Raw genomic sequence first — 19,937 nt, 5'->3', positions numbered from 1 at the left:
GGGCCCCTCGGCGTACGCCCTTCGGTGTGCGCCCCTCCTCACAACCGGTGCGCCGCGCCGGCCGGGGTCGCGCCGCGGGTGTCGAGGAGCAGCTGGGCCTTCACCGCGAGGCCCTGGAGGTCGTACGTGCGGTGGTGCTGGAGCAGGATCGTCAGGTCCGCGTGGGCGGCGGCCTCGTAGAGGGAGTCGGCCCGGGGCACCGGCAGGTCGCCCACGCGCCAGTCGGGGACGTAGGGGTCGTGGTAGCTGACCGCTGCGCCGAGGTCGGTCAGCCGGCGGGCGATCTCGTCGGCGGGCGAGCCCTGCCGGTCGGCGAGATCGGGTTTGTACGTGACGCCGAGCAGCAGGACCCGTGCGCCGCGCGCGGACTTGCCGTGCTCGTTGAGGAGCGTGGCGCAGCGCTGCACGACGTACTGCGGCATCCGTTCGTTGACCTGCCCGGCGAGTTCGACCAGCCGCAGCGGCCGGTGGCCGCCCAGCCGGTCGACGGGCACGCCGTGGCCGCCGACGCCGGGTCCGGGCCGGAACGCCTGGAAGCCGAAGGGCTTGGTCTCGGCGCACCGGATGACGTCCCACAGGTCGACGCCCAACTCGTGGCAGAGCACCGCCATCTCGTTGACGAGGGCGATGTTGACGTGCCGGAAGTTGGTCTCCAGGAGCTTGACCGTCTCGGCCTCGCGCGGTCCGCGGGCGCGGACCACCTTGTCCGTCAGACGCCCGTAGAAGGCCGCCGCGGACTCCGTGCAGGCGGGCGTCAGGCCGCCGATCACCTTCGGCGTGCCGGCCAGGCCCGGGCCGCTCCCGTGGCCGCGGCTGCCGGGGTCGAGGCGCCCGGGCGAGTACGCGAGGTGGAAGTCGCGTCCGGCGCGCAGTCCCGATCCCGCCTCGAGGAGCTCGCGCAGCGGGCCCTCGGTGGTGCCGGGCGGCACCGGGGACTCCAGGACGACGGTGGTGTGCGGGCGCAGCCGGGCGGCGAGCGCGTGGGCGGCGTCGGTGACGGCGGTGAGGTCGAGGCCGCCGTCCGGGCCGGCCGGCGTGGGCGCGCAGATGACGGCCGTACGCACCCGGCCGAGCTCGGCGGGGCCGGTGGCGGCCCGGAAGCCGGCGGCCAGCATCCGGCGGATCTCGGCGGCGGTGAGGGAGCCGTCGACGGGCGGGCGTCCGGCGGCGAGTTCGGCGGCGGGGCGGGGATCGGTGTCGTAGCCGACGGTGGCGAGGCCGGCCGTGGTGGCTGCCTGGGCGAGGGGGAGTCCGTGGTGGCCGAGGCCGATGACGGCGAGGTCTGCGGGCATGGAGGATGGGCCGTCCTTCCCAGTAGCCGGAGGGGACGCGACGCGCAAGCCCTGTGGACCGAAGGGGGCGAACGCAATGTCAGACTAAGCGTAAATATGACCGATATGTGGCATTGTGCGGCCGAAGGTCGCCGAGTGTTATCCACAGGCTGGGGTCGAGGCGGTGGCTGAAGTCGGAGGGCCGGGCCAGAATCGAGTCTGTGAGCCGGACCACACGCGGCGCGACGCATCGGACACCAGCCGATCCCGCGCCGCCGCCCGGCTCCGCCGGCACACGGGGGACGCGACGGGAGGCAGCAGCCGTGAGGACAGCGACACTGGGACCGGCCGAGCGCGCCGAGGCGCTCGCGCAGATGGCCGAGCACGAACTGGACGTACTGGTCGTCGGCGCGGGAGTCGTCGGCGCCGGCACCGCCCTCGACGCCGTCACCAGAGGACTCTCCACCGGCCTCGTCGAGGCCCGCGACTGGGCCTCCGGCACCTCCAGCCGGTCCAGCAAGCTCATCCACGGCGGCCTGCGCTATCTCGAGATGCTCGACTTCGCCCTCGTCCGCGAGGCCCTGAAGGAGCGCGGCCTCCTCCTCGAACGGCTCGCGCCGCACCTCGTGAAACCCGTCCCGTTCCTCTATCCCTTGCAACACAAGGGCTGGGAGCGGCTCTACGCGGGCTCCGGCGTCGCGCTGTACGACGCGATGTCCGTCTCCTCCGGCCACGGGCGCGGCCTCCCGGTCCACCGCCACCTCAGCCGCCGCCGCGCCCTGCGCGTCGCACCCTGCCTGCGCAAGGACGCCCTCGTCGGCGCCCTGCAGTACTACGACGCCCAGATGGACGACGCCCGCTTCGTCACCACCCTCGTCCGCACCGCCGCGAGCTACGGCGCCCAGGTCGCCAGCCGCGCCCGCGTCGTCGGCTTCCTGCGCGAGGGCGAGCGGGTCGTCGGCGCCCGCGTCAGGGACGTCGAGACCGGCGGCGAGTACGAGATCAGGGCCCGTCAGATCGTCAACGCCACCGGCGTGTGGACGGACGACACCCAGGCCCTCATCGGCGAGCGCGGCCAGTTCCACGTCCGCGCCTCCAAGGGCATCCACCTCGTCGTGCCCAAGGACCGCATCCACTCCACCACCGGACTCATCCTGCGCACCGAGAAGTCCGTGCTCTTCGTCATCCCGTGGGGCCGCCACTGGATCATCGGCACCACCGACACCGACTGGGACCTCGACAAGGCCCACCCGGCCGCCTCCAGCGCCGACATCGACTATCTCCTGGAGCACGTGAACGGCGTGCTCGCCACCCCGCTCACCCGCGACGACGTCGAAGGCGTCTACGCCGGCCTGCGGCCGCTGCTCGCCGGCGAGTCGGACGCGACGAGCAAGCTCTCCCGCGAACACACCGTCGCCCACCCGGTGCCCGGCCTGGTCGTCGTCGCCGGCGGCAAGTACACGACCTACCGCGTGATGGCCAAGGACGCCGTCGACGAGGCCGTCCACGGCCTCGACAAGAGGGTCGCGGCCTGCGTCACCGAGGACGTCCCGCTCCTCGGCGCCGAGGGCTACAAGGCCCTGTGGAACGCCCGCGCCGGAATCGCCGCCCGCGCCGGGCTCCACGTCGCCCGGATCGAGCATCTGCTCAACCGCTACGGCTCCCTGACGGAGGAGGTCCTCGCCCTCGTCGCCGCCGACCCGTCCCTCGGCGCGCCGCTGCCGGCCGCCGAGGACTATCTGCGGGCCGAGATCGTCTACGCGGCCTCGCACGAGGGCGCGTGCCACCTCGACGACGTCCTGACCCGCCGCACCCGCATCTCCATCGAGACCTTCGACCGCGGCACGCTCAGCGCCCGCGAGTGCGCCGAACTCATGGCACCCGTGCTCGGCTGGGACGCCGGTCACGTCGACAAGGAGGTCGAACACTACGAGAAGCGCGTCCAGGCCGAACGCGAGTCCCAGCGCCAGCCGGACGACCTGACGGCCGACGCGGCGCGCCTCGGAGCGCCGGACATCGTGCCGATCTGACCCGATCAGGGCACCCCCCGGGGGTGGGCGGCCCGACCGGAGTGCGGACCCGGGGGAGCCGGTGGTCCCGGAGTGAGGGACAATGAGCTCTCTTCCAGGGCGGGTTGCCGCATTGCGCGGGAGCTCCGGACGCGGGCGACAAACAGGGATCGCAGAGGGGACGCATGTCGGAGTCGGAGCAGTCGCGGAACACGGGGCAGGCCCCCCGGCGGAACGCCGCCGCGGGCGCCGCCACCGACGGCGACCGGAGCGCGGTCCCGGCCGCGCGCACGCCGGAACAGGCCGACCAGCTGACGGCGGCGAAGACCTCGCCGCCCGAGGACACACCGACGCCGGGCGGCGCGAGCGCCGCTGACGGTGCCTCGACGGAGCCGCGGGACGCGGCGGAGGCCAAGGCGGTCGGGCCCGGCACGGGTTCGGCCGAGCCGCGGGACGCCACGAGCGCCGCCGCGCCGGGCGCCGCTGACGGTGCCTCGGCCGAGCCGCGGGACGCGGCGGACGCCGGCGCGGCGGAGGACCCGCGGCGCAAGGTCGTGTCGACGGCGAAGGACGTCGAGGCGGCGGACGGGCGTGAGAAGTCCGCGAAGGCGGACGCTCCGGCGGCCCGGCGGGGCGACCCGGCGAAGCCGGCGACGGGCGGCGCACGGACGGGCGTCGGACTGGCGAAGAGCACGGGCCCGGGCGCGAGCAGGTCGACCGACGGGGCCGCGCCGGCGGCCGGGTTCGGCGCCGACGGGTCCGGGAGCAGCGGGCGCACGGGAAGCACCGACGCGTCGTCCGCCGAAGGACGGCTGCTCGCCGGGCGTTACCGGCTCGGCGTCGTCCTCGGCCGTGGCGGCATGGGCACCGTGTGGCGCGCGGTCGACGAGACCCTCGGCCGCACCGTCGCCGTCAAGGAGCTCCGCTTCCCCAACAGCATCGACGAGGACGAGAAGCGACGCCTCATCACCCGGACCCTGCGCGAGGCCAAGGCCATCGCCCGGATCCGTAACAACGGCGCCGTGACCGTCTACGACGTCGTCGACGAGGACGACCGCCCGTGGATCGTCATGGAGCTCATCGAGGGCAAGTCGCTCGCCGACGCCGTGCGCGAGGACGGCACGCTCACCCCGCGCCGCGCCGCCGAGGTCGGCCTCGCCATCCTCGACGTGCTGCGTTCCGCGCACCGCGAGGGCATCCTGCACCGCGACGTGAAGCCCTCCAACGTGCTGATCGCCGAGGACGGCCGGGTCGTCCTCACCGACTTCGGCATCGCCCAGGTCGAGGGCGACCCGTCGATCACCTCCACCGGCATGCTCGTCGGCGCGCCCTCGTACATCTCGCCCGAGCGGGCCCGCGGCCACAAGCCCGGCCCCGCCGCCGACCTGTGGTCGCTCGGCGGACTCCTGTACGCGGCCGTCGAGGGCAGCCCGCCCTACGACAAGGGCTCCGCCATCGCCACGCTCACCGCGGTGATGACCGAGCAGGTCGACCCGCCCAAGAACGCCGGCCCGGAGCTGCAGCAGGTCATCTACGGCCTGCTCGAGAAGGACCCCGACCAGCGGCTCGACGACGCCGGCGCGCGGGCGCTGCTGCGCGCCGTCCTCGACGCGCCGGAGGCGGCGCCGGAGCCCTCGCCCGAGGCGACCCGCGTCGTTCCGCTGCCGCCGCTCCCGGACCGGCCGCCGGCCGCGCCCGTCCTCGGCAGGCCCGGCCGGGAGAAGCCCGCCGACGCGGCCGCCGACCGGATGCGCGACGCCCTCAAGTCCGTGCGCAACGCCGCCGCGTCCCGCACCGAGCCCGCGCGCACCGGCGCCGGAGCGACGGCGCCGGACCGGCCCACGCCGGCCAGGGCCTCGCTCACCGACGTCGTCCCGCGCCGCACCCTGGTGATCATCGCCGCGGTCGTCCTCGCCGTCCTGCTCGGCACGATCCTGTACGTCGCGCTCGGCGGCGGCAAGGACGGCGCCGACCAGGGCAAGGACGGCGCGAAGACCGGCGGCACCACCGCCTCGGCCGGTGCCGCGTCCGGCGGCGCCGACGGCCGGAACACGGACAAGTCGCCGAGCGACCCGACGCAGCAGGGCAGCGGCGGCAAGCCCGCCGCCGACAGCGGCGGCCAGAGCGGCACGACGCCCTCCGGTGGCCAGGGCGGCGACCAGAACAACGGCGGGAACGGCGCCGGCAACGGCACGCAGCTGCCCGCCGGTTACGTCACGGTCACCAACGACCGCTTCCACTTCCGGATGGCGATGCCCGCCTCGTTCCGGATGACCGCGATAGCGGGCCAGAACTCGGGCGGCATCTTCAACGCCTCGGAAGGCGCGTTCCCGCGCGTCCAGGTCGACTTCAACGACAGCCCGAAGGACGACGCCGCCGCCGCGTGGCGGGCCGCCATGGCCGCCGTCGCCGCGTCGAGCAACGGCTACCGGCACATCGGCATACGGGCGGTCGAGTACAAGGGCTACCCGACCGTCGCGGACTGGGAGTTCGAGCGCACCCAGAACGGCATGCGCATCCGGGTGCTCAACCGCGGCTTCAAGGTCGACGCCGGCCACGGCTACTCGATCATGGTCAGCTGCCGCGCCGACGCGTGGGACGCGGCGGAGTGCAAGACGCTGCGGGAGACCGCGTTCGCCACGTTCAGCCCCAAGGACTGACGGGCGGGACGTATCGTGAGAAGCCCCGCCCGCGAGGGCGGGGCCCGGGGGACGGAAGGCGCGTGGGGAGGCGTCGTGGACGACTACGCGGGAAGGGTGCTCGCGGACCGCTACCGTCTGCCCCTGCCGCCGGACGACGCGCACGCGGACGCCTACGACCTCGTCGAGACGCGCGCCTTCGACACGTACAGCGGCCAGGAAGTGCGCATCCGTCAGGTGCCGCTGCCCGAGGTCGTCGACGCCGAACTCGTCGACGACCAGCCCTACGCGGATCCCGGCCGCGCCACCCGAAGACCGGCCGACCCGGCCGTGCGCCGCGCCGTCGAGGCCGCCCAGGCCGCCGCCCGGATCCCCGACCATCCGCGCCTCGACCAGGTCTTCGACGTGTTCGCGGAGGCCGGATCGCTGTGGATAGTGAGCGAGTTCGTGGCGGCCACGCCGCTCACCGAGCTCCTCGCCGAGGGTCCGCTCAGCCCCTATCGGGCCGCCGAGATAGGCGCCGACCTCCTCACCGCCCTGCGCACCCTGCACGCGCACGGCTGGACCCACCGGAACGTCACCACCCGTACCGTCCTCGTCTGCGAGGACGGCCGCGTCGTCCTCACCGGCCTCGCCGCCGGCGCCGCCGAAGAGGCCCTCTGCGGCTACGCCCCGGTGCCCTCGGACGAGTACGCGGACGGCCCGGCCGACGCGTACGGCACCGAGGCGTACGCCGACACCGACGCGTACACCGACACCGTGGCGTACGACGACGAGGCCGACGAGGTCCATGAGCACGGCGCCTACGATGCCGAGCCGTACGACGAGGCCGGCGTCCACGGGCGGGACGACGACGGCCGGCCGGGTCCGCCCGGGACCTACGTGCCGGGCGCGCGCGTTCCCGGGAGCCGCCCGGCCGACGCGTACGGGCACGACGCGCTCGAGCCGGCCGTGACCGGCATCGAGGCCCCCGGGCCCTACGGCCCGGACGCCGGCCGGCAGGCGGACGAGGACGGCCCGGACGCGTCCGGCGCGCCGGAGCACACCGGTTACGGGCCCGACGGCGGCACGCCGTACGGGGCCGCGGGGCGGCCCCAGTTGCCCGCGGCGCCGGGTGGCGCGCCGGGCGCGGACGTACGGGCGGCGCGGGCGGGAGCCATCGCCGCCTACCGGGCCGGCGCACGGGCCGCCGCGCGGATCGGCGAGGCGAGCGCGCCTCCCGCGCCGCCCCAGGCCCCGGCCGCCCCGTCCGCGCCGCCGCCGGGCCCGCCCGCACCGCCGGCCCCGCCCGCGCCCCAGTGGTGGGCCCGGCTGGGCGACGACGAGGACGACGGCGACGACGAGGACGAGACGGGCGGCACGTACGGCGGCCCGCCGCCGCGCGCGTATCTCTCCGGGAGCTGGAGCGACGGCCCGCACGCCGCCCGCGACGGCGGCCGTTCCGTTCCGGCCGGCGGCGGGCTGCCCGCGCTGCCCGCCGGCTACCGCGCGGCGACGCCCGAACCCCGGCCCGTCCCCGCCACCACGCCCGTGCCCGCGTCCGGGCTCGCGCCCGACACGTACCGCGGTCCCGTGACCCGGCTCGCGGCCGAGCGCGCCCGGCAGACGCGGATCGCCGTCGTCGGCGCCGTCACCGAGCGCTGGGCGCCGGAGCAGGCGGGCCCGGTGCACGAGCACTGGCGACTGGCCCCGCCCATCGGCCCGGCCACCGACCTGTGGGCGCTCGGCGCGCTGCTCTACCGGGCCGTGCAGGGCCACGCCCCGTATCCCGAGGACAGCGCCGCCGAACTCGTCCAGCTGGTCTGCGCCGAGCCGCCCGCCTTCGCCGAGGAGTGCGGCCCGCTGCGGCCCGTCGTCGAGTCGCTGCTGCGCCAGGACCCGACCGAGCGCCCCGACGTCGAGGAGCTGAGCGGCTGGCTGCGCTCCCTCGTCCGTTCGGCGCCCGAGCCCGAGGCCGGCATCGGCGTCGTACCGCTGCCGTCCCCGGACGCCACCCGGCTGCCCATCGTGCGCAGGCGCGGCGAGTTGGTGCGCCGACGGCGCGGCGGCGCCGCCGGCGGGCGCCACCGCCACGCGAAGCGACGCGCGGTGCGCGCGGCGCCGTACGTCGACGAGCCGGCCTACGCGCCGGTGCACGAGGAGATCCCGCAGCGCGCCCCGCGGGCGCCCCGTGCTCCAGGGCGCTCCTCCGGGTCCCCACGCGCCCTCGGCCGTACGCTCCTGCTCCTGATCTGCCTGCTGCTGGCCGGGGCCGTCGCGTACGCCGTGCTGTTCATGCCCAAGGAGGGCGAGGAGCGCGGCGGTACGGGCGCGCCTCCGGCGAAGTCCGGCACCCCGCCGGCCCCGTCGGGCGCGCCGTCCGCCACCACCGGCGCCACCCCGTCCGAACCGGCCACCACGCCGCCCGTGACCAAGCCGCCCGCCACCACGCCGCCGGCCGCCGACCCGTCCGGTCCGGCGCTCGCCTCCGGCTACGAGCTCCGCAAGGACACCGAGGGCTTCCAGGTCGGCGTGCCGCGCGGCTGGCGGCGCAGTCCCGTCAACGACGCCGGACAAGTGCGCTTCACCGGCGGCGACTTCTTCCTGATCGTGGTCCCCGGCCGCGACACCGTGCAGGCGAACGGCGCCGATCCCATGGCGTACCAGCGCACGAAGGAGCGCGAGCTCCAGCCCTGGCGGGACTCGTCCTGGTCCAGCGCCTCGGGCCTGCGCCGGATCGACGTGGGCCGGCAGGCCATGGCGGAGGGCCAGTTCACCTGGCAGGACAGCACCGGCCGTGAGGTCTTCGTGCGCAATCTGGCGCTGATCGACGGCGGCCGCTACCACGTCGTCCAGGTCATCGGTCCCTCGAACGAACGGGACAAAGTGTCCGAGATCTACGAGCAGGCGGTGAAGGCCTACCGGGCCACCCGCTGAGCCGCACGCTCCGGCTCCCGCCCCGCGGTTGACGGTCCGTCGACGACCCGTTGACGCTCCGCGAGTTGTCCGGAATTCGACGGTCCATCAGCCGGTCACAGTGTGGTTCCCAAAGCGGCCCCGAGGTTCCGTGGGCCGCCCCACCCTCCGTACCCTTGCTTCCGAAGCAAACAGGCGGGGGCACGTGGAACATTCTGAGAGCACCGGCACCGGGCTGCTGCTCGCCGGACGCTACCGGTTGGGCGAGTCGATCGGGCGCGGCGGCATGGGCAAGGTGTGGCGCGCGCACGACGAGGTGCTGCACCGGGTGGTGGCCGTCAAGGAGTTGACGGCGGGCCGGTTCGTGGCGGAGGCCGACCGGCTGGTTCTGCACGCCCGGACGCAGAAGGAGGCCCGGGCCGCGGCCCGGATCACCCACCCGGGCGTGGTCACCGTGCACGACGTCCTGGAGCACGACGACCGGCCGTGGATCGTCATGCAGTACGTGGACGGGCCTTCGCTCGCGGACGCGACGAAGGAGTCCGAGTCCGGCACGATCGAGTCGCGCGAGGCGGCCCGGATCGGTCTGCACGTGCTCGGCGCCCTGCGCGCGGCGCACGCCGCCGGCGTGCTGCACCGGGACGTGAAGCCGGGCAACGTGCTGCTCGCCCGCGACGGCCGGGTCCTGATCACGGACTTCGGCATCGCCGCGATCGAGGGCGACTCCTCGATCACGCGCACCGGCGAGCTCGTCGGGTCCATCGACTACCTGGCGCCCGAGCGGGTGCGGGGCGGCGACCCGGGCCCGGCTTCGGACCTGTGGTCGCTCGGCGCCACGCTGTACGCGGCGGTGGAGGGCACCTCGCCGTTCCGCCGCACCTCGCCCATCAGCACCATGCAGGCCGTGGTGACCGAGGAGCCGCCGTATCCCGAGAAGGCGGGCGCGCTCGCGCCTGTCATCGTCGCCCTGCTGCGCAAGGACCCGGCGCAGCGGCCGGGCGCGGACGAGACGGAGCGGATGCTGCTCGACGCGATGGAGGGCCGGGCGCCGGACGCGGCGCAGGCCTACGTGCCGACGCAGCGGGTGGGGGCCGAGGAGCTGGCCGCCGCCGCTCCCGTGCCGTCCGCCGCGGCCTCCGCCGTGCCCTCGTCCACGGTGCCGCTGCCCCGGGACGGGTACGCCGACTCCGTGCCGTCCGCCCAGCCGGCCGGGACGCCGCCCGAGGACCGCCCCGGCAGCACCGTCGCCACAGGCACAGGCACAGGCACAGGCCCAGGCACAGGCACAGGCACAGGCGCGGGCACCGGCTCCGGCAGCACCGGCCCCGGAAACACCGGCAACACCGGCCCCGGCACCGCCGCGGGCGGCTCCGGCGGCCCGGTCCTTCCGTCCGCGATCCCGGCGCAGGGCGGCCGGGGCCGGTGGCGTACGGCGGTGCTCGCCGCCGTGGCCGCCGGCGTCATCGCGGGCGGCGCGGTCTTCGCCGCCATGACCCACATGGGCGGTGACCAGGGCGGGAAGGGCACCGGCACGCCCGCCGTCACCGAGGGCGCGGCCAAGGACCGGGACAAGGGCGCCGTCCCGGCCGGCTGGCACCGGGTCGAGGACCCGGACGGCTTCAGCCTGGTCGTACCGGACGGCTGGAAGCGGCAGACGGACGGCGACAACGTCGACTACACGCCGGACAACGGACGCCACCGCATCCGGATCAGCATCGATCCCACGCCCGACTTCGAGAACCCGTACGTGCACCTGCTGGACCTGGAGAAGACGCTCCGGAAGCGGATGGACTACCAGCGGATCCTGCTGAACCAGAACACCTACCGCGACCAGGTCCGTTCCGCGCGGTGGGAGTTCACCTGGACCGAGAAGCAGGAGTTCGCCGGCCCCCGGCACGCGATCGACCAGGTCTACTTCGGCGACGACGGCACCGAGTACGCCCTCTACATGTCCTCGCCCGAGGCGAGCTGGGAGACCACCCGGGAGCAGTTCGACGTCGTTCTGCGGCACTGGCGGGCGCCGGGCGAGCAGTCGGGCGGGCAGTCGGGCTGAGCGGGCGGACATCGCACGCCCGGCCGGGCGTAAGCCCCTGATCAGGGCTTATGTGCCAGCGATCGCTGGCGTGATGTGCGCACCCGGTGAAAACGCGTTACCGACGGGTACCCAAAGCCCGGAATGCGGCCTACTCTCGCCCTCATGACGGACTCGCAGGTACTCACCACCCCGGCCCCGGCCACCACCGGCACCAACCCCGTCGCGCCCGCGCCGGCCGGCGCGCGCACGGCCGCCGACGTGGTCACGCCCGACCTGGTCGCCCGGCTCACCCGCGGCGTCGTGGGCTCCGGCCGCACCGCGAACCACACGCCGTTCACCGGCGAGAAGCTCGCGGACCTGCCCGAGTCCACGCCCGAGGACGTCGCCACGGCCTTCACGCGCGCCCGCGCCGCCCAGCGCGCCTGGGCCGCGACGCCCGTCAAGGCCCGCGCGGCCGTCCTGCTGCGTTTCCACGACCTGGTCCTCCAGCGCCAGGCCGAGGTCCTCGACCTCATCCAGCTGGAGACCGGCAAGGCCCGCCTGCACGCCCACGAGGAGATCCAGGCGGTCGCCGTCGCCGCCCGGCACTACGGCCGCAAGGCGCCCGCCTACCTCAAGCCCCGGCACCACACCGGCGTCGTGCCGACCCTCACCAAGGTCACCGAGCTGCGCCAGCCGCGCGGTGTCGTCGGCCAGATCGCGCCCTGGAACTATCCCCTGGAGCTGTCGGTCGGCGACGCGCTGCCCGCCTTCGTCTCCGGCAACGCGGTCGTGATGAAGCCGGACACCGAGACCGCCCTGACCGCCCTGTGGGCCCGCGACCTGCTGATCGAGGCCGGTCTGCCGGCCGAGGTCTTCCAGGTCGTGCTCGGCGAGGGCCCGGTCGTCGGCCCCGAGGTCGTCCGGCACGCCGACTACGTCTCCTTCACCGGCTCCACCCGCACCGGCCGCGAGGTCGCCCAGGGCGCCGCCGCCCGCCTCGTCGGCGTCAGCCTCGAGCTCGGCGGCAAGAACGCCATGCTGGTCCTCGAGGACGCCGACGTCGAGAAGGCCGCCGCCGGCGCCGTCCGCGCCTGCTTCTCCTCCGCCGGCCAGCTGTGCATCTCCATCGAGCGGCTGTACGTGCACGAGTCGGTGGCCGACGAGTTCGTCGCCCGCTTCGCCGCCCGCACCAAGGCCATGCGGCTCGGCAAGTCGCTCGCGTACGGCGCCGACATGGGCTCCCTCGTCGGCGAGCGGCAGCTGGAGACCGTCACCCGGCACGTCGAGGAGGCCGTCGCCAAGGGCGCCAAGCTGGTCGCGGGCGGCGTCGCCCGCCCCGACATCGGCCCGCTCTTCTTCGAGCCGACCATCCTCGACGGCGTCGAGGCCCCGATGGCCGTCTGCGCCGAGGAGACCTTCGGCCCGGTCGTCTCGATCTACCGCTTCAGCGACGAGGACGAGGTGATCGAGCTCGCCAACGCCACCCCGTACGGGCTGAACTCCTCCGTCTGGACCACCGACTCCCGCCGCGGCCACGCGGTGGCCGCCCGGCTGCGCACCGGCACCGTCAACATCAACGAGGGCTACGCGCCCGCCTACGGCAGCGTCCAGGCCCCGATGGGCGGGATGAAGGACTCCGGACTCGGCCGGCGGCACGGTTCCGAGGGCATCCTCAAGTACACCGAGGCCCAGACCGTCGCCCAGCAGCGGCTGATGCCGCTCGCGCCGTCCTTCGGGATGGACGACGAGAAGTACGCGGCCTTCATGAGCACGTCCCTGAAGGTGATGAAGGCCCTGCGCCTGCGCTGACGCCCGTCCGCCCCACCTGTCCCCCTTTCCGTACGAGGAGAGCCATGACCACGGTACCCCCTGCCCAGAATCAGGCCGAGGACGGCTCGGACGACGCCTCGGGCCACGCCTACGACTACGACGTCCTCGTCGTCGGCTCCGGCTTCGGCGGCTCGGTCACGGCGCTCCGCCTGACCGAGAAGGGCTACCGGGTCGGCGTCCTGGAGGCCGGCCGCCGCTACACCCGCGAGACCCTGCCGAAGAACTCCTGGGACCTGAAGAACTTCCTGTGGGCCCCGGCGCTCGGCCTCTACGGGATCCAGCGCATCCACCTGCTCGGCAACGTCATGGTGCTCGCGGGCGCCGGCGTCGGCGGCGGTTCCCTCAACTACGCCAACACCCTCTACGAGCCGCTCGCGCCGTTCTTCGACGACCCGCAGTGGAAGGACATCACCGACTGGCGGGCGGAACTCTCGCCGTACTACGACCAGGCCAAGCGGATGCTCGGCGTCCGGCTCAACCCGACCATGACGCCCTCCGACGTCCACCTGAAGGCCACCGCCCAGGCCATGGGCATCGGCGACACCTTCCACATGGCGCCGGTCGGCGTCTTCTTCGGGGACGGCTCCGACGCCGACGGGTCGGAGAAGGTCAGGGCCAGGCCCGGGGGCGAGGTCGCCGACCCGTACTTCGGCGGCGCGGGGCCCTCCCGCAAGGCCTGCACCGAGTGCGGCGAGTGCATGACCGGCTGCCGGCACGGCGCCAAGAACACCCTCAACGAGAACTACCTCTATCTCGCCGAGAAGGCCGGCGCGGTCGTCCACCCCATGACCTCGGTCGTCGCCGTCACCGAGGACTCGCGCGGCGGCTACGCGGTCAGGACGCTGCCCACCGACAACCGGAAGAAGGGCGCGGGCCGCACCTTCACCGCCCGCCGGGTGGTGATCGCCGCCGGCACGTACGGCACCCAGACCCTGCTGCACCGGATGAAGGACACCGGGCTGCTGCCCCACATCTCCGGCCGGCTCGGCGAGCTGACCCGTACCAACTCCGAGGCGCTCGTCGGCGCCCAGACCACCGACCGCCGCTACCGCAAGCGGCACGGCAAGGAGCGGGCCGACTTCACCAAGGGCGTCGCGATCACCTCGTCGATCCACCCGGACGACAACACCCACATCGAGCCGGTCCGCTACGGCAAGGGCTCGAACTCCATGGGCGGCCTCACCGTCCTGCAGGTGCCCTACGGGGCCCACCGGGTCCGCAAGTGGCTCCTCGAGCTCGTCAAGCACCCGGCGCTCGCGATGCGCTCGCTGTCCAACCGCCGCTGGTCGGAGCGGACCATCATCGGCCTGGTCATGCAGTCCCTGGACAACTCCCTCACCACCTACCGCAAGCCCGGCGGCCTCGGGAAGGGCCTGCTCACCGCCCGCCAGGGCCACGGCGCGCCCAATCCCACCCAGATCGAGGCGGCGACGCGCGCCGCGAGCCTGATGGCCGAGGAGATCAACGGTTTCGCCGGCTCCAACGTCGGCGAGCTGATGGGCACCCCGCTCACCGCGCACTTCCTGGGCGGCTGCCCGATCGGCGCGGACGCGGAGTCCGGCGTCATCGACCCGTACCACCGGCTCTACGGCCACCCGGGCATCTCCGTCGTCGACGGTTCGGCGGTCTCGGCCAACCTGGGCGTCAACCCGTCCCTGACGATCACGGCGCAGGCGGAGCGGGCGATGTCCTTCTGGCCGAACAAGGGCGAGGAGGACCCGCGCCCGCGCCAGGGCGAGGCGTACGTCCGGCTGGCGCCGGTCGAGCCCAAGTCCCCGGCGGTCCCGGCCGAGGCCTTCGGCGCCCTGAAGCTGCCCTTCCTCGGCATCCCGGCGGTCCCGCCCAAGCGGGCCTGACCCGCGGAGCCCGGCCTCCTGGCGGAACGTCCCGGAGCGCGTTCCGGAAGACGTTCCGGAAGACGTTCCGGAAAAACGGAAAGGGCGCTGCACCCCCCTCCGAGTGCAGCGCCCCTCCAGTTTCTGGGTGGTGCTGCATAGATGACCGGTGACCTGGGGGATTGGTTGTAGCCGTCTCACGAGATCTTTATGTGACGCGCGTCACGTATCGCTCGGAGTGTTCGTCCGGCACGGCGCAGGGGCCCCGCGGCGCGATTCCGGTCGCGGCGCGGGGCCCCTGGCGGGTGGGGAGAGGGAGGTGTGGGGGAGCGGGGAGCGGGACGGTGGGTCTCGGGTCGTTCGGCCGGTTGCGGTCGGTCCCGGGCGTCCCCGGGACCGACCGCCCTTTCTGGGTGACCGGGCTGCTGTCCCCTGCCGTCCGGTCACGCGCGCTGGGGCGAGGTCCCACGACGTACCGGAGGTACGTCACACGCCCCAGCGAAGCCACGCGTGGTCTTTTTCGGGCCCGCCCCTGGCTGGCACGGACATCACGACCAACGAGGCGGCGCCGCGGCCGGTCACGCGCCGTACGGGTGAGGGTGCGACCGAACTCGGGTGCGGAACGGCACTCACACGCGCGGCGCCGCGGCCCGGCGGGCTCGGTGCTCCGGCTCGGCGGGCGCGGTGCTCCGGCTCGGCGCCGCTCCGGTCCGGCCCGGCTTGGCTCGGCCAGGCGGGGTTCAGATGCGGCCGCGGCACAGCTCCAGCATCGTCATCGCGATCGCGGTGCCCGGCTTGCCCAGCGCGTCGCGGTAGTGGCCGAGGACCTCCATCTCGCGCGCCAGGTTCACCCGGCGGCCGCCGGACGAGATCCGCGCCTCCTGGATGACGGCCGAGACGGCCACCCGTTCCTGGATCAGGCCGATGATCCGGTCGTCGAGCGCGTCGATGCGCTCGCGCGCGTCGCCGATGAGGGCCGCGGCCTCGTCGGTGCGGGCGCCGGTCTGCTCGGTGAGGGACTGCGCGGTGACGGTCTTCGTGGTCATGTCGGGGCTCCTGGGTGTCGGTCCGGTCGGATCTCGGGTCCGGGAGCCCCGGGCCTGCGCGGCCCGGAACAAGCAGAACGCCCCGGGCCTTGTCGGCCCGGGGCGCCTGGGAAGTCGCTTGTCAGTTGCTCAAGCAGCACGACCATGGCAGCCGGTGGGCCGGTTGCCATAGGTAAAGACGAAGGTCGTGAGCGTGCGCATGGGGCACAGTATGGCCCCTTCCGCGCGTCCCGGGGCAAGCCGGGTTCGGATGGTGAGACGAAGGCCACCCCGGAAGCGCCCAGGTTCGGATGGTGAGACGAAACGAGCCACCGGCGCGCCGGTAGAATCGACAAATAGCCCCCCTGTCGGGGGAACCGCTCCTACCGCCGGAAGGCCGCCGTAGTGTCATCAGCGCCCCCCGCTGCCGCGCCCGACGTCACCAACCCGGACGTAGTCCTCGTTGTCGACTTCGGCGCCCAGTACGCCCAGCTCATCGCCCGTCGCGTCCGTGAGGCGCGGGTCTACAGCGAGATCGTCCCGTCCACCATGCCGGTGGCCGAGATGCTGGCCAAGAAGCCGAAGGCGATCATCCTCTCCGGCGGCCCGTCCTCCGTGTACGCCGAGGGCGCCCCGCGCCTGGACCGCGAGATCTTCGAGGCCGGCGTCCCCGTCTTCGGCATGTGCTACGGCTTCCAGCTGATGGCGACCACGCTCGGCGGCACCGTCGACAACACCGGTGCCCGCGAGTACGGCCGTACGCCGCTGCACGTCTCCAAGGCCGGCTCCACCCTCTTCGAGGGCACCCCGGTCGAGCAGTCCGTGTGGATGTCGCACGGCGACGCCTGCTCCGCCGCGCCCGAGGGCTTCACCGTCACCGCGTCCACCGACGTCGTGCCGGTCGCCGCCTTCGAGAACGACGCGAAGAAGCTGTACGGCGTCCAGTACCACCCCGAGGTGATGCACTCCACGCACGGCCAGCAGATCCTGGAGCACTTCCTCTACCGCGGCGCCGGCATCGAGCCCACCTGGACCACCGGCAACGTCATCGAGGAGCAGGTCGCGGCCATCCGCGCCCAGGTCGGCACCAAGCGCGCCATCTGCGGTCTGTCCGGCGGCGTCGACTCCGCCGTGGCCGCCGCCCTCGTGCAGAAGGCCATCGGCTCGCAGCTGACCTGCGTCTACGTCGACCACGGCCTGATGCGCAAGAACGAGACCGAGCAGGTCGAGAAGGACTTCGTGGCCGCCACCGGCGTCCAGCTGAAGGTCGTCGACGCGCAGGAGCGATTCCTCACCGCGCTCGCCGGCGTCTCCGACCCGGAGACGAAGCGCAAGATCATCGGCCGGGAGTTCATCCGCGTCTTCGAGCAGGCGCAGGCCGAGATCATCGCCGAGGGCGCCGCCGACGGCGAGGAGGTCGCCTTCCTCGTCCAGGGCACCCTGTACCCGGACATCGTCGAGTCCGGCGGCGGCACCGGCACCGCCAACATCAAGTCGCACCACAACGTGGGCGGCCTCCCCGAGGACCTGGAGTTCGAGCTCGTCGAGCCGCTGCGCCAGCTGTTCAAGGACGAGGTCCGCATGGTCGGCCAGGAGCTCGGCCTGCCCGAGGAGATCGTCCAGCGCCAGCCGTTCCCCGGCCCCGGCCTCGGCATCCGCATCGTCGGCGAGGTCACCAAGGAGCGCCTGGACCTGCTGCGCGAGGCCGACGCCATCGCCCGCGAGGAGCTGACCGCCGCCGGTCTCGACCGCGACATCTGGCAGTGCCCGGTCGTGCTGCTCGCCGACGTCCGCTCGGTCGGCGTCCAGGGCGACGGCCGCACCTACGGCCACCCGATCGTGCTGCGCCCGGTGTCCTCCGAGGACGCCATGACCGCCGACTGGTCGCGCCTGCCCTACGAGGTGCTCGCCCGCATCTCGACCCGCATCACCAACGAGGTCGCCGACGTCAACCGCGTCGTCCTCGACGTGACGAGCAAGCCGCCGGGCACCATCGAGTGGGAGTGACCCCTCCCGCGCACCAGTGAAGCCGCCGCTCCCCGACGACCGGGGACGGCGGCTTCGTCGTGGGCGGCCCGCCCCCGCCGGTGCCGCCGAGGGCGTCGGCCTTTGGTCCGTACGGGCTCTGGAGACTTGGCGGGACGGGCGTTACCTTCCGGCGCATGACCGAGATACCGGCGCCCGTCCCGGCCCCCGTTCCCGTCGAGCAGCTCCACTTCGCGATGCCGCCCGTCCACGCGAGCAGCGCCGAGGAGCGCGCCCACCGCAAGCAGCGACTCGCCGCCGCGCTGCGGATCTTCGGACAGCTGGGGTACGAGGAAGGGGTGTCCGGCCACCTCACCGCCCGCGACCCGGAGCATCCCGACTGCTTCTGGGTGAACCCGTTCGGCGCGCCCTTCGCCGAGCTCACCGCGAGCGATCTGATCCTGGTCAACGGCGACGGGCAGGTGGTGTACGGCGCCCATCACGTCAACCAGGCCGCGTTCACCGTGCACGCCCAGGTCCACCGGGCCCGGCCCGACGTCGTGGCCGTCGCGCACACCCACTCCCCGCACGGGCGGGCACTCGCCGCCCTCGGCGAGCTGCTCGACCCGATCACGCAGGAGGCCTGCGCCTTCTACCAGGACCACGCCCTCTACGACGCCTACACCGGCGTCACCGTCGACCCGGAGGAGGGCCGGCGGATCGCGGTCGCCCTCGGCGGCCTCAAGGCGATCGTGCTGCGCAACCACGGGCTGCTCACGGTCGGATCGTCCGTGGACGCGGCGGCCTGGTGGTTCATCGCCATGGAACGGTGCGCGCAGGTGCAGCTGACCGCCCGGGCCGCGGGCAAGCCGGTGCTCATCGACCACCGCGACGCCGTCGCCACCCGCGAGCAGATCGGCAGCGACCTGGTGGCCTGGATCAACTACCAGCCGCTGTGGCGGCGGATCAGCCGCACCGAGCCCGAACTCCTGTCGTAACAGGTGGTCTTGGCTGTCCTTACGTCAATGTGATGACTCTTCAATCACTCTCGCGCGAGGGGTGCCGGGGCCCCCGTGCGGGCAGTGGGTGCGGCACAATTCCCGGGAATCGACAGCCAGTTGGCAGGGACGTGGGTCGGTCGACCGATCGGGAAGTGGGCGGCGCCGTGGCGGTGCAAGAGGCGAGACAGTGCGGGGCGGACGCCGCGACGGACGGCGGCTGCCCGCACTGCGAACGCTCCGGCCACCGGCGGGCCGTCGCCGCCTTCCTCGCCCGGCGCGACGAGCTGGCCACCGGGCACGGCGTGCCCGCCGCCCTCGCCCACTCGCCGGTCGCCTCCCGCCAGTGGGTCTCCGACGAACTCGCCCAGTCCGCCCGCACCGTCACCGCGCGCAGCCGGGAAGCCGGCCCGTCGCGGCTCGGCCGGATCCACCGGGGCACGCTCGCCGCCGCCTGGGGCGCCGTCCTGATGCTGCTCCTCGGCCAGGCCCTCACCGCGCTCGGCACCGGCTGGACCGGCACCCGCACCGCGGCCCTGGGCGCCGCCGCGATCCTCGCCGCCGCGCTGACCGCCGCGGCCCGCCTCCACCGCGACCGGGGCGGGATCGTCGCCGTGCTCGTCGGCGAGGACAACCGGATCTCCACCTCCCGCACCGTCGCCGCCGCCTGGCTCCTCTTCACCGGATACGCGGTGCTGCTGCTCGCCCTGCGTCTGGCGGGCGGTACGCAGCACGTGGACCTCGGCCTGCGGCGCGGCGCCGGACTGCTCGTCGTGCTCGCGCTGGCCGGCTGGACCGCCGTCGTCGCCCGGACGATCGTCGCGCTGCGGGTCGCGGCGCGGCGGCTGCAGAAGGTCCGCGCCGACCGGCCCCGGCCGGCCGACGTCCTGTGCGACGACGACGGCCGGGCCGGCCTCACCGACGTGCAGTACGTCCTGGTGACCGCCGCCGTGCTCGTCGTCGCCGCGGTCCGGCTCGGCCGCGCTCCCGACCGGCTGCCCGAGCTGCCCTGGACGCTGGTGCTGCTGCTCGCCGTCTCCGTGACCGGCTATCTCTTCGGCAAGTGCTCCGAGGGCGGCCGGCCCAAGATCTTCTCCGTGGTGCGGGCCCGCGAGGCCGGCGACCTCGACGCCCCGATCCGCACCGGCGACGACATCGAGATCCGCGGCAGCGGCTTCGTCCCGGCCGGCGCGGGCGGCGCCGAGCCGCTGACCCGGCTGGTCGTCCGGATCGGCCCGGTCCACGCCCATGTGCCGCTGGTCCCGGTGCCCGGCGGCTTCGCCAACCCGACCGACACCGCCCTGACCGTCCCGCTGCCGGCCGATGTCGAACCGGGCCGGGTGGAGGTGTCGGTCGTGACCGCCGCCGGTGTCGAGACCAACCGGGTCACGATCGACGTCGTCGACTGACCCCGAGCCCACTTCCGCGGACTTCCGCCGACTTCCCCGCGCCC

11 protein-coding genes are annotated in these 19,937 nt (G+C 74.1%); 9 read left to right on the top strand and 2 right to left on the bottom strand.

Features of this window, described 5'->3' with window-relative positions:
* Nucleotides 1-38: 38 nt before the first annotated feature.
* Nucleotides 39-1,292, bottom strand: coding sequence for a nucleotide sugar dehydrogenase (locus tag ACIGO8_RS04400; protein ID WP_399723585.1), 1,254 nt, complete (start codon nucleotides 1,290-1,292; stop codon nucleotides 39-41).
* A gap of 302 nt (nucleotides 1,293-1,594) precedes the next feature.
* Between ACIGO8_RS04400 and ACIGO8_RS04395 the strand changes: the two genes are divergently transcribed.
* From ACIGO8_RS04395 to ACIGO8_RS04370, 6 genes are all read left to right on the top strand, one after another.
* Nucleotides 1,595-3,301 (top strand): glycerol-3-phosphate dehydrogenase/oxidase, encoded by a 1,707-nt coding sequence (locus tag ACIGO8_RS04395; RefSeq protein ID WP_399723583.1) that lies wholly within the window; start codon nucleotides 1,595-1,597, stop codon nucleotides 3,299-3,301.
* Between the two features lie 164 nt (nucleotides 3,302-3,465).
* The gene (locus ACIGO8_RS04390; protein ID WP_399723581.1) at nucleotides 3,466-5,940 is read left to right on the top strand and encodes a serine/threonine-protein kinase; all 2,475 of its coding nucleotides are present in this window, start codon (nucleotides 3,466-3,468) and stop codon (nucleotides 5,938-5,940) included.
* Between the two features lie 75 nt (nucleotides 5,941-6,015).
* Nucleotides 6,016-8,835, top strand: coding sequence for a protein kinase (locus tag ACIGO8_RS04385; protein ID WP_399723579.1), 2,820 nt, complete (start codon nucleotides 6,016-6,018; stop codon nucleotides 8,833-8,835).
* Between the two features lie 184 nt (nucleotides 8,836-9,019).
* Nucleotides 9,020-10,867, top strand: a complete 1,848-nt coding sequence (locus ACIGO8_RS04380; RefSeq protein WP_399723577.1) for a serine/threonine-protein kinase — start codon at nucleotides 9,020-9,022, stop codon at nucleotides 10,865-10,867.
* 144 nt (nucleotides 10,868-11,011) lie between these two features.
* Nucleotides 11,012-12,640, top strand: a complete 1,629-nt coding sequence (locus ACIGO8_RS04375; RefSeq protein ID WP_399723575.1) for a succinic semialdehyde dehydrogenase — start codon at nucleotides 11,012-11,014, stop codon at nucleotides 12,638-12,640.
* Between the two features lie 44 nt (nucleotides 12,641-12,684).
* On the top strand, nucleotides 12,685-14,517 hold the full coding sequence (locus ACIGO8_RS04370; RefSeq protein WP_399723573.1) for a GMC oxidoreductase: 1,833 nt from the start codon (nucleotides 12,685-12,687) through the stop codon (nucleotides 14,515-14,517).
* A 719-nt stretch (nucleotides 14,518-15,236) separates the two neighbouring features.
* Here ACIGO8_RS04370 and ACIGO8_RS04365 read toward each other — a convergent pair.
* Nucleotides 15,237-15,542: a chorismate mutase gene (locus ACIGO8_RS04365; RefSeq protein ID WP_399723571.1), complete on the bottom strand. Its 306-nt coding sequence runs from the start codon at nucleotides 15,540-15,542 to the stop codon at nucleotides 15,237-15,239.
* 384 nt (nucleotides 15,543-15,926) lie between these two features.
* On the opposite strand from ACIGO8_RS04365, the gene guaA reads away from it, so the two are divergent.
* The 3 genes from guaA (at nucleotide 15,927) to ACIGO8_RS04350 (ending at nucleotide 19,893) form a co-directional block, all read left to right on the top strand.
* Nucleotides 15,927-17,528 carry a glutamine-hydrolyzing GMP synthase gene (guaA, locus tag ACIGO8_RS04360; RefSeq protein ID WP_399723569.1) on the top strand — a complete coding sequence of 534 codons (1,602 nt, stop codon included), beginning with the start codon at nucleotides 15,927-15,929 and terminating at the stop codon, nucleotides 17,526-17,528.
* Between the two features lie 155 nt (nucleotides 17,529-17,683).
* Entirely contained in the window at nucleotides 17,684-18,484 is an 801-nt protein-coding gene (locus tag ACIGO8_RS04355) for a class II aldolase/adducin family protein (RefSeq protein WP_399723567.1), read from the top strand.
* Between the two features lie 167 nt (nucleotides 18,485-18,651).
* Nucleotides 18,652-19,893, top strand: coding sequence for a hypothetical protein (locus ACIGO8_RS04350; RefSeq protein WP_399723565.1), 1,242 nt, complete (start codon nucleotides 18,652-18,654; stop codon nucleotides 19,891-19,893).
* The last annotated feature ends 44 nt before the right edge of the window (nucleotides 19,894-19,937 follow it).

This window comes from Streptomyces sp. NPDC053493 (assembly GCF_044544825.1).
Taxonomy (GTDB): Bacteria; Actinomycetota; Actinomycetes; order Streptomycetales; family Streptomycetaceae; genus Streptomyces.
The sequence above is the reverse complement of the archived record's forward strand: the minus strand, read 5'-3'. Positions and strand labels throughout refer to the sequence as shown.

Excerpts from the sequence above, each read along its gene's own strand:
- ACIGO8_RS04370 (WP_399723573.1), top strand. The coding sequence starts at position 12,685 with ATGACCACGGTACCCCCTGCCCAGAATCAGGCCGAGGACGGCTCGGAC.
- ACIGO8_RS04390 (WP_399723581.1), top strand. The coding sequence starts at position 3,466 with ATGTCGGAGTCGGAGCAGTCGCGGAACACGGGGCAGGCCCCCCGGCGG.
- ACIGO8_RS04355 (WP_399723567.1), top strand. The coding sequence starts at position 17,684 with ATGACCGAGATACCGGCGCCCGTCCCGGCCCCCGTTCCCGTCGAGCAG.
- ACIGO8_RS04365 (WP_399723571.1), bottom strand. The coding sequence starts at position 15,542 with ATGACCACGAAGACCGTCACCGCGCAGTCCCTCACCGAGCAGACCGGC.
- ACIGO8_RS04400 (WP_399723585.1), bottom strand. The coding sequence starts at position 1,292 with ATGCCCGCAGACCTCGCCGTCATCGGCCTCGGCCACCACGGACTCCCC.
- ACIGO8_RS04375 (WP_399723575.1), top strand. The coding sequence starts at position 11,012 with ATGACGGACTCGCAGGTACTCACCACCCCGGCCCCGGCCACCACCGGC.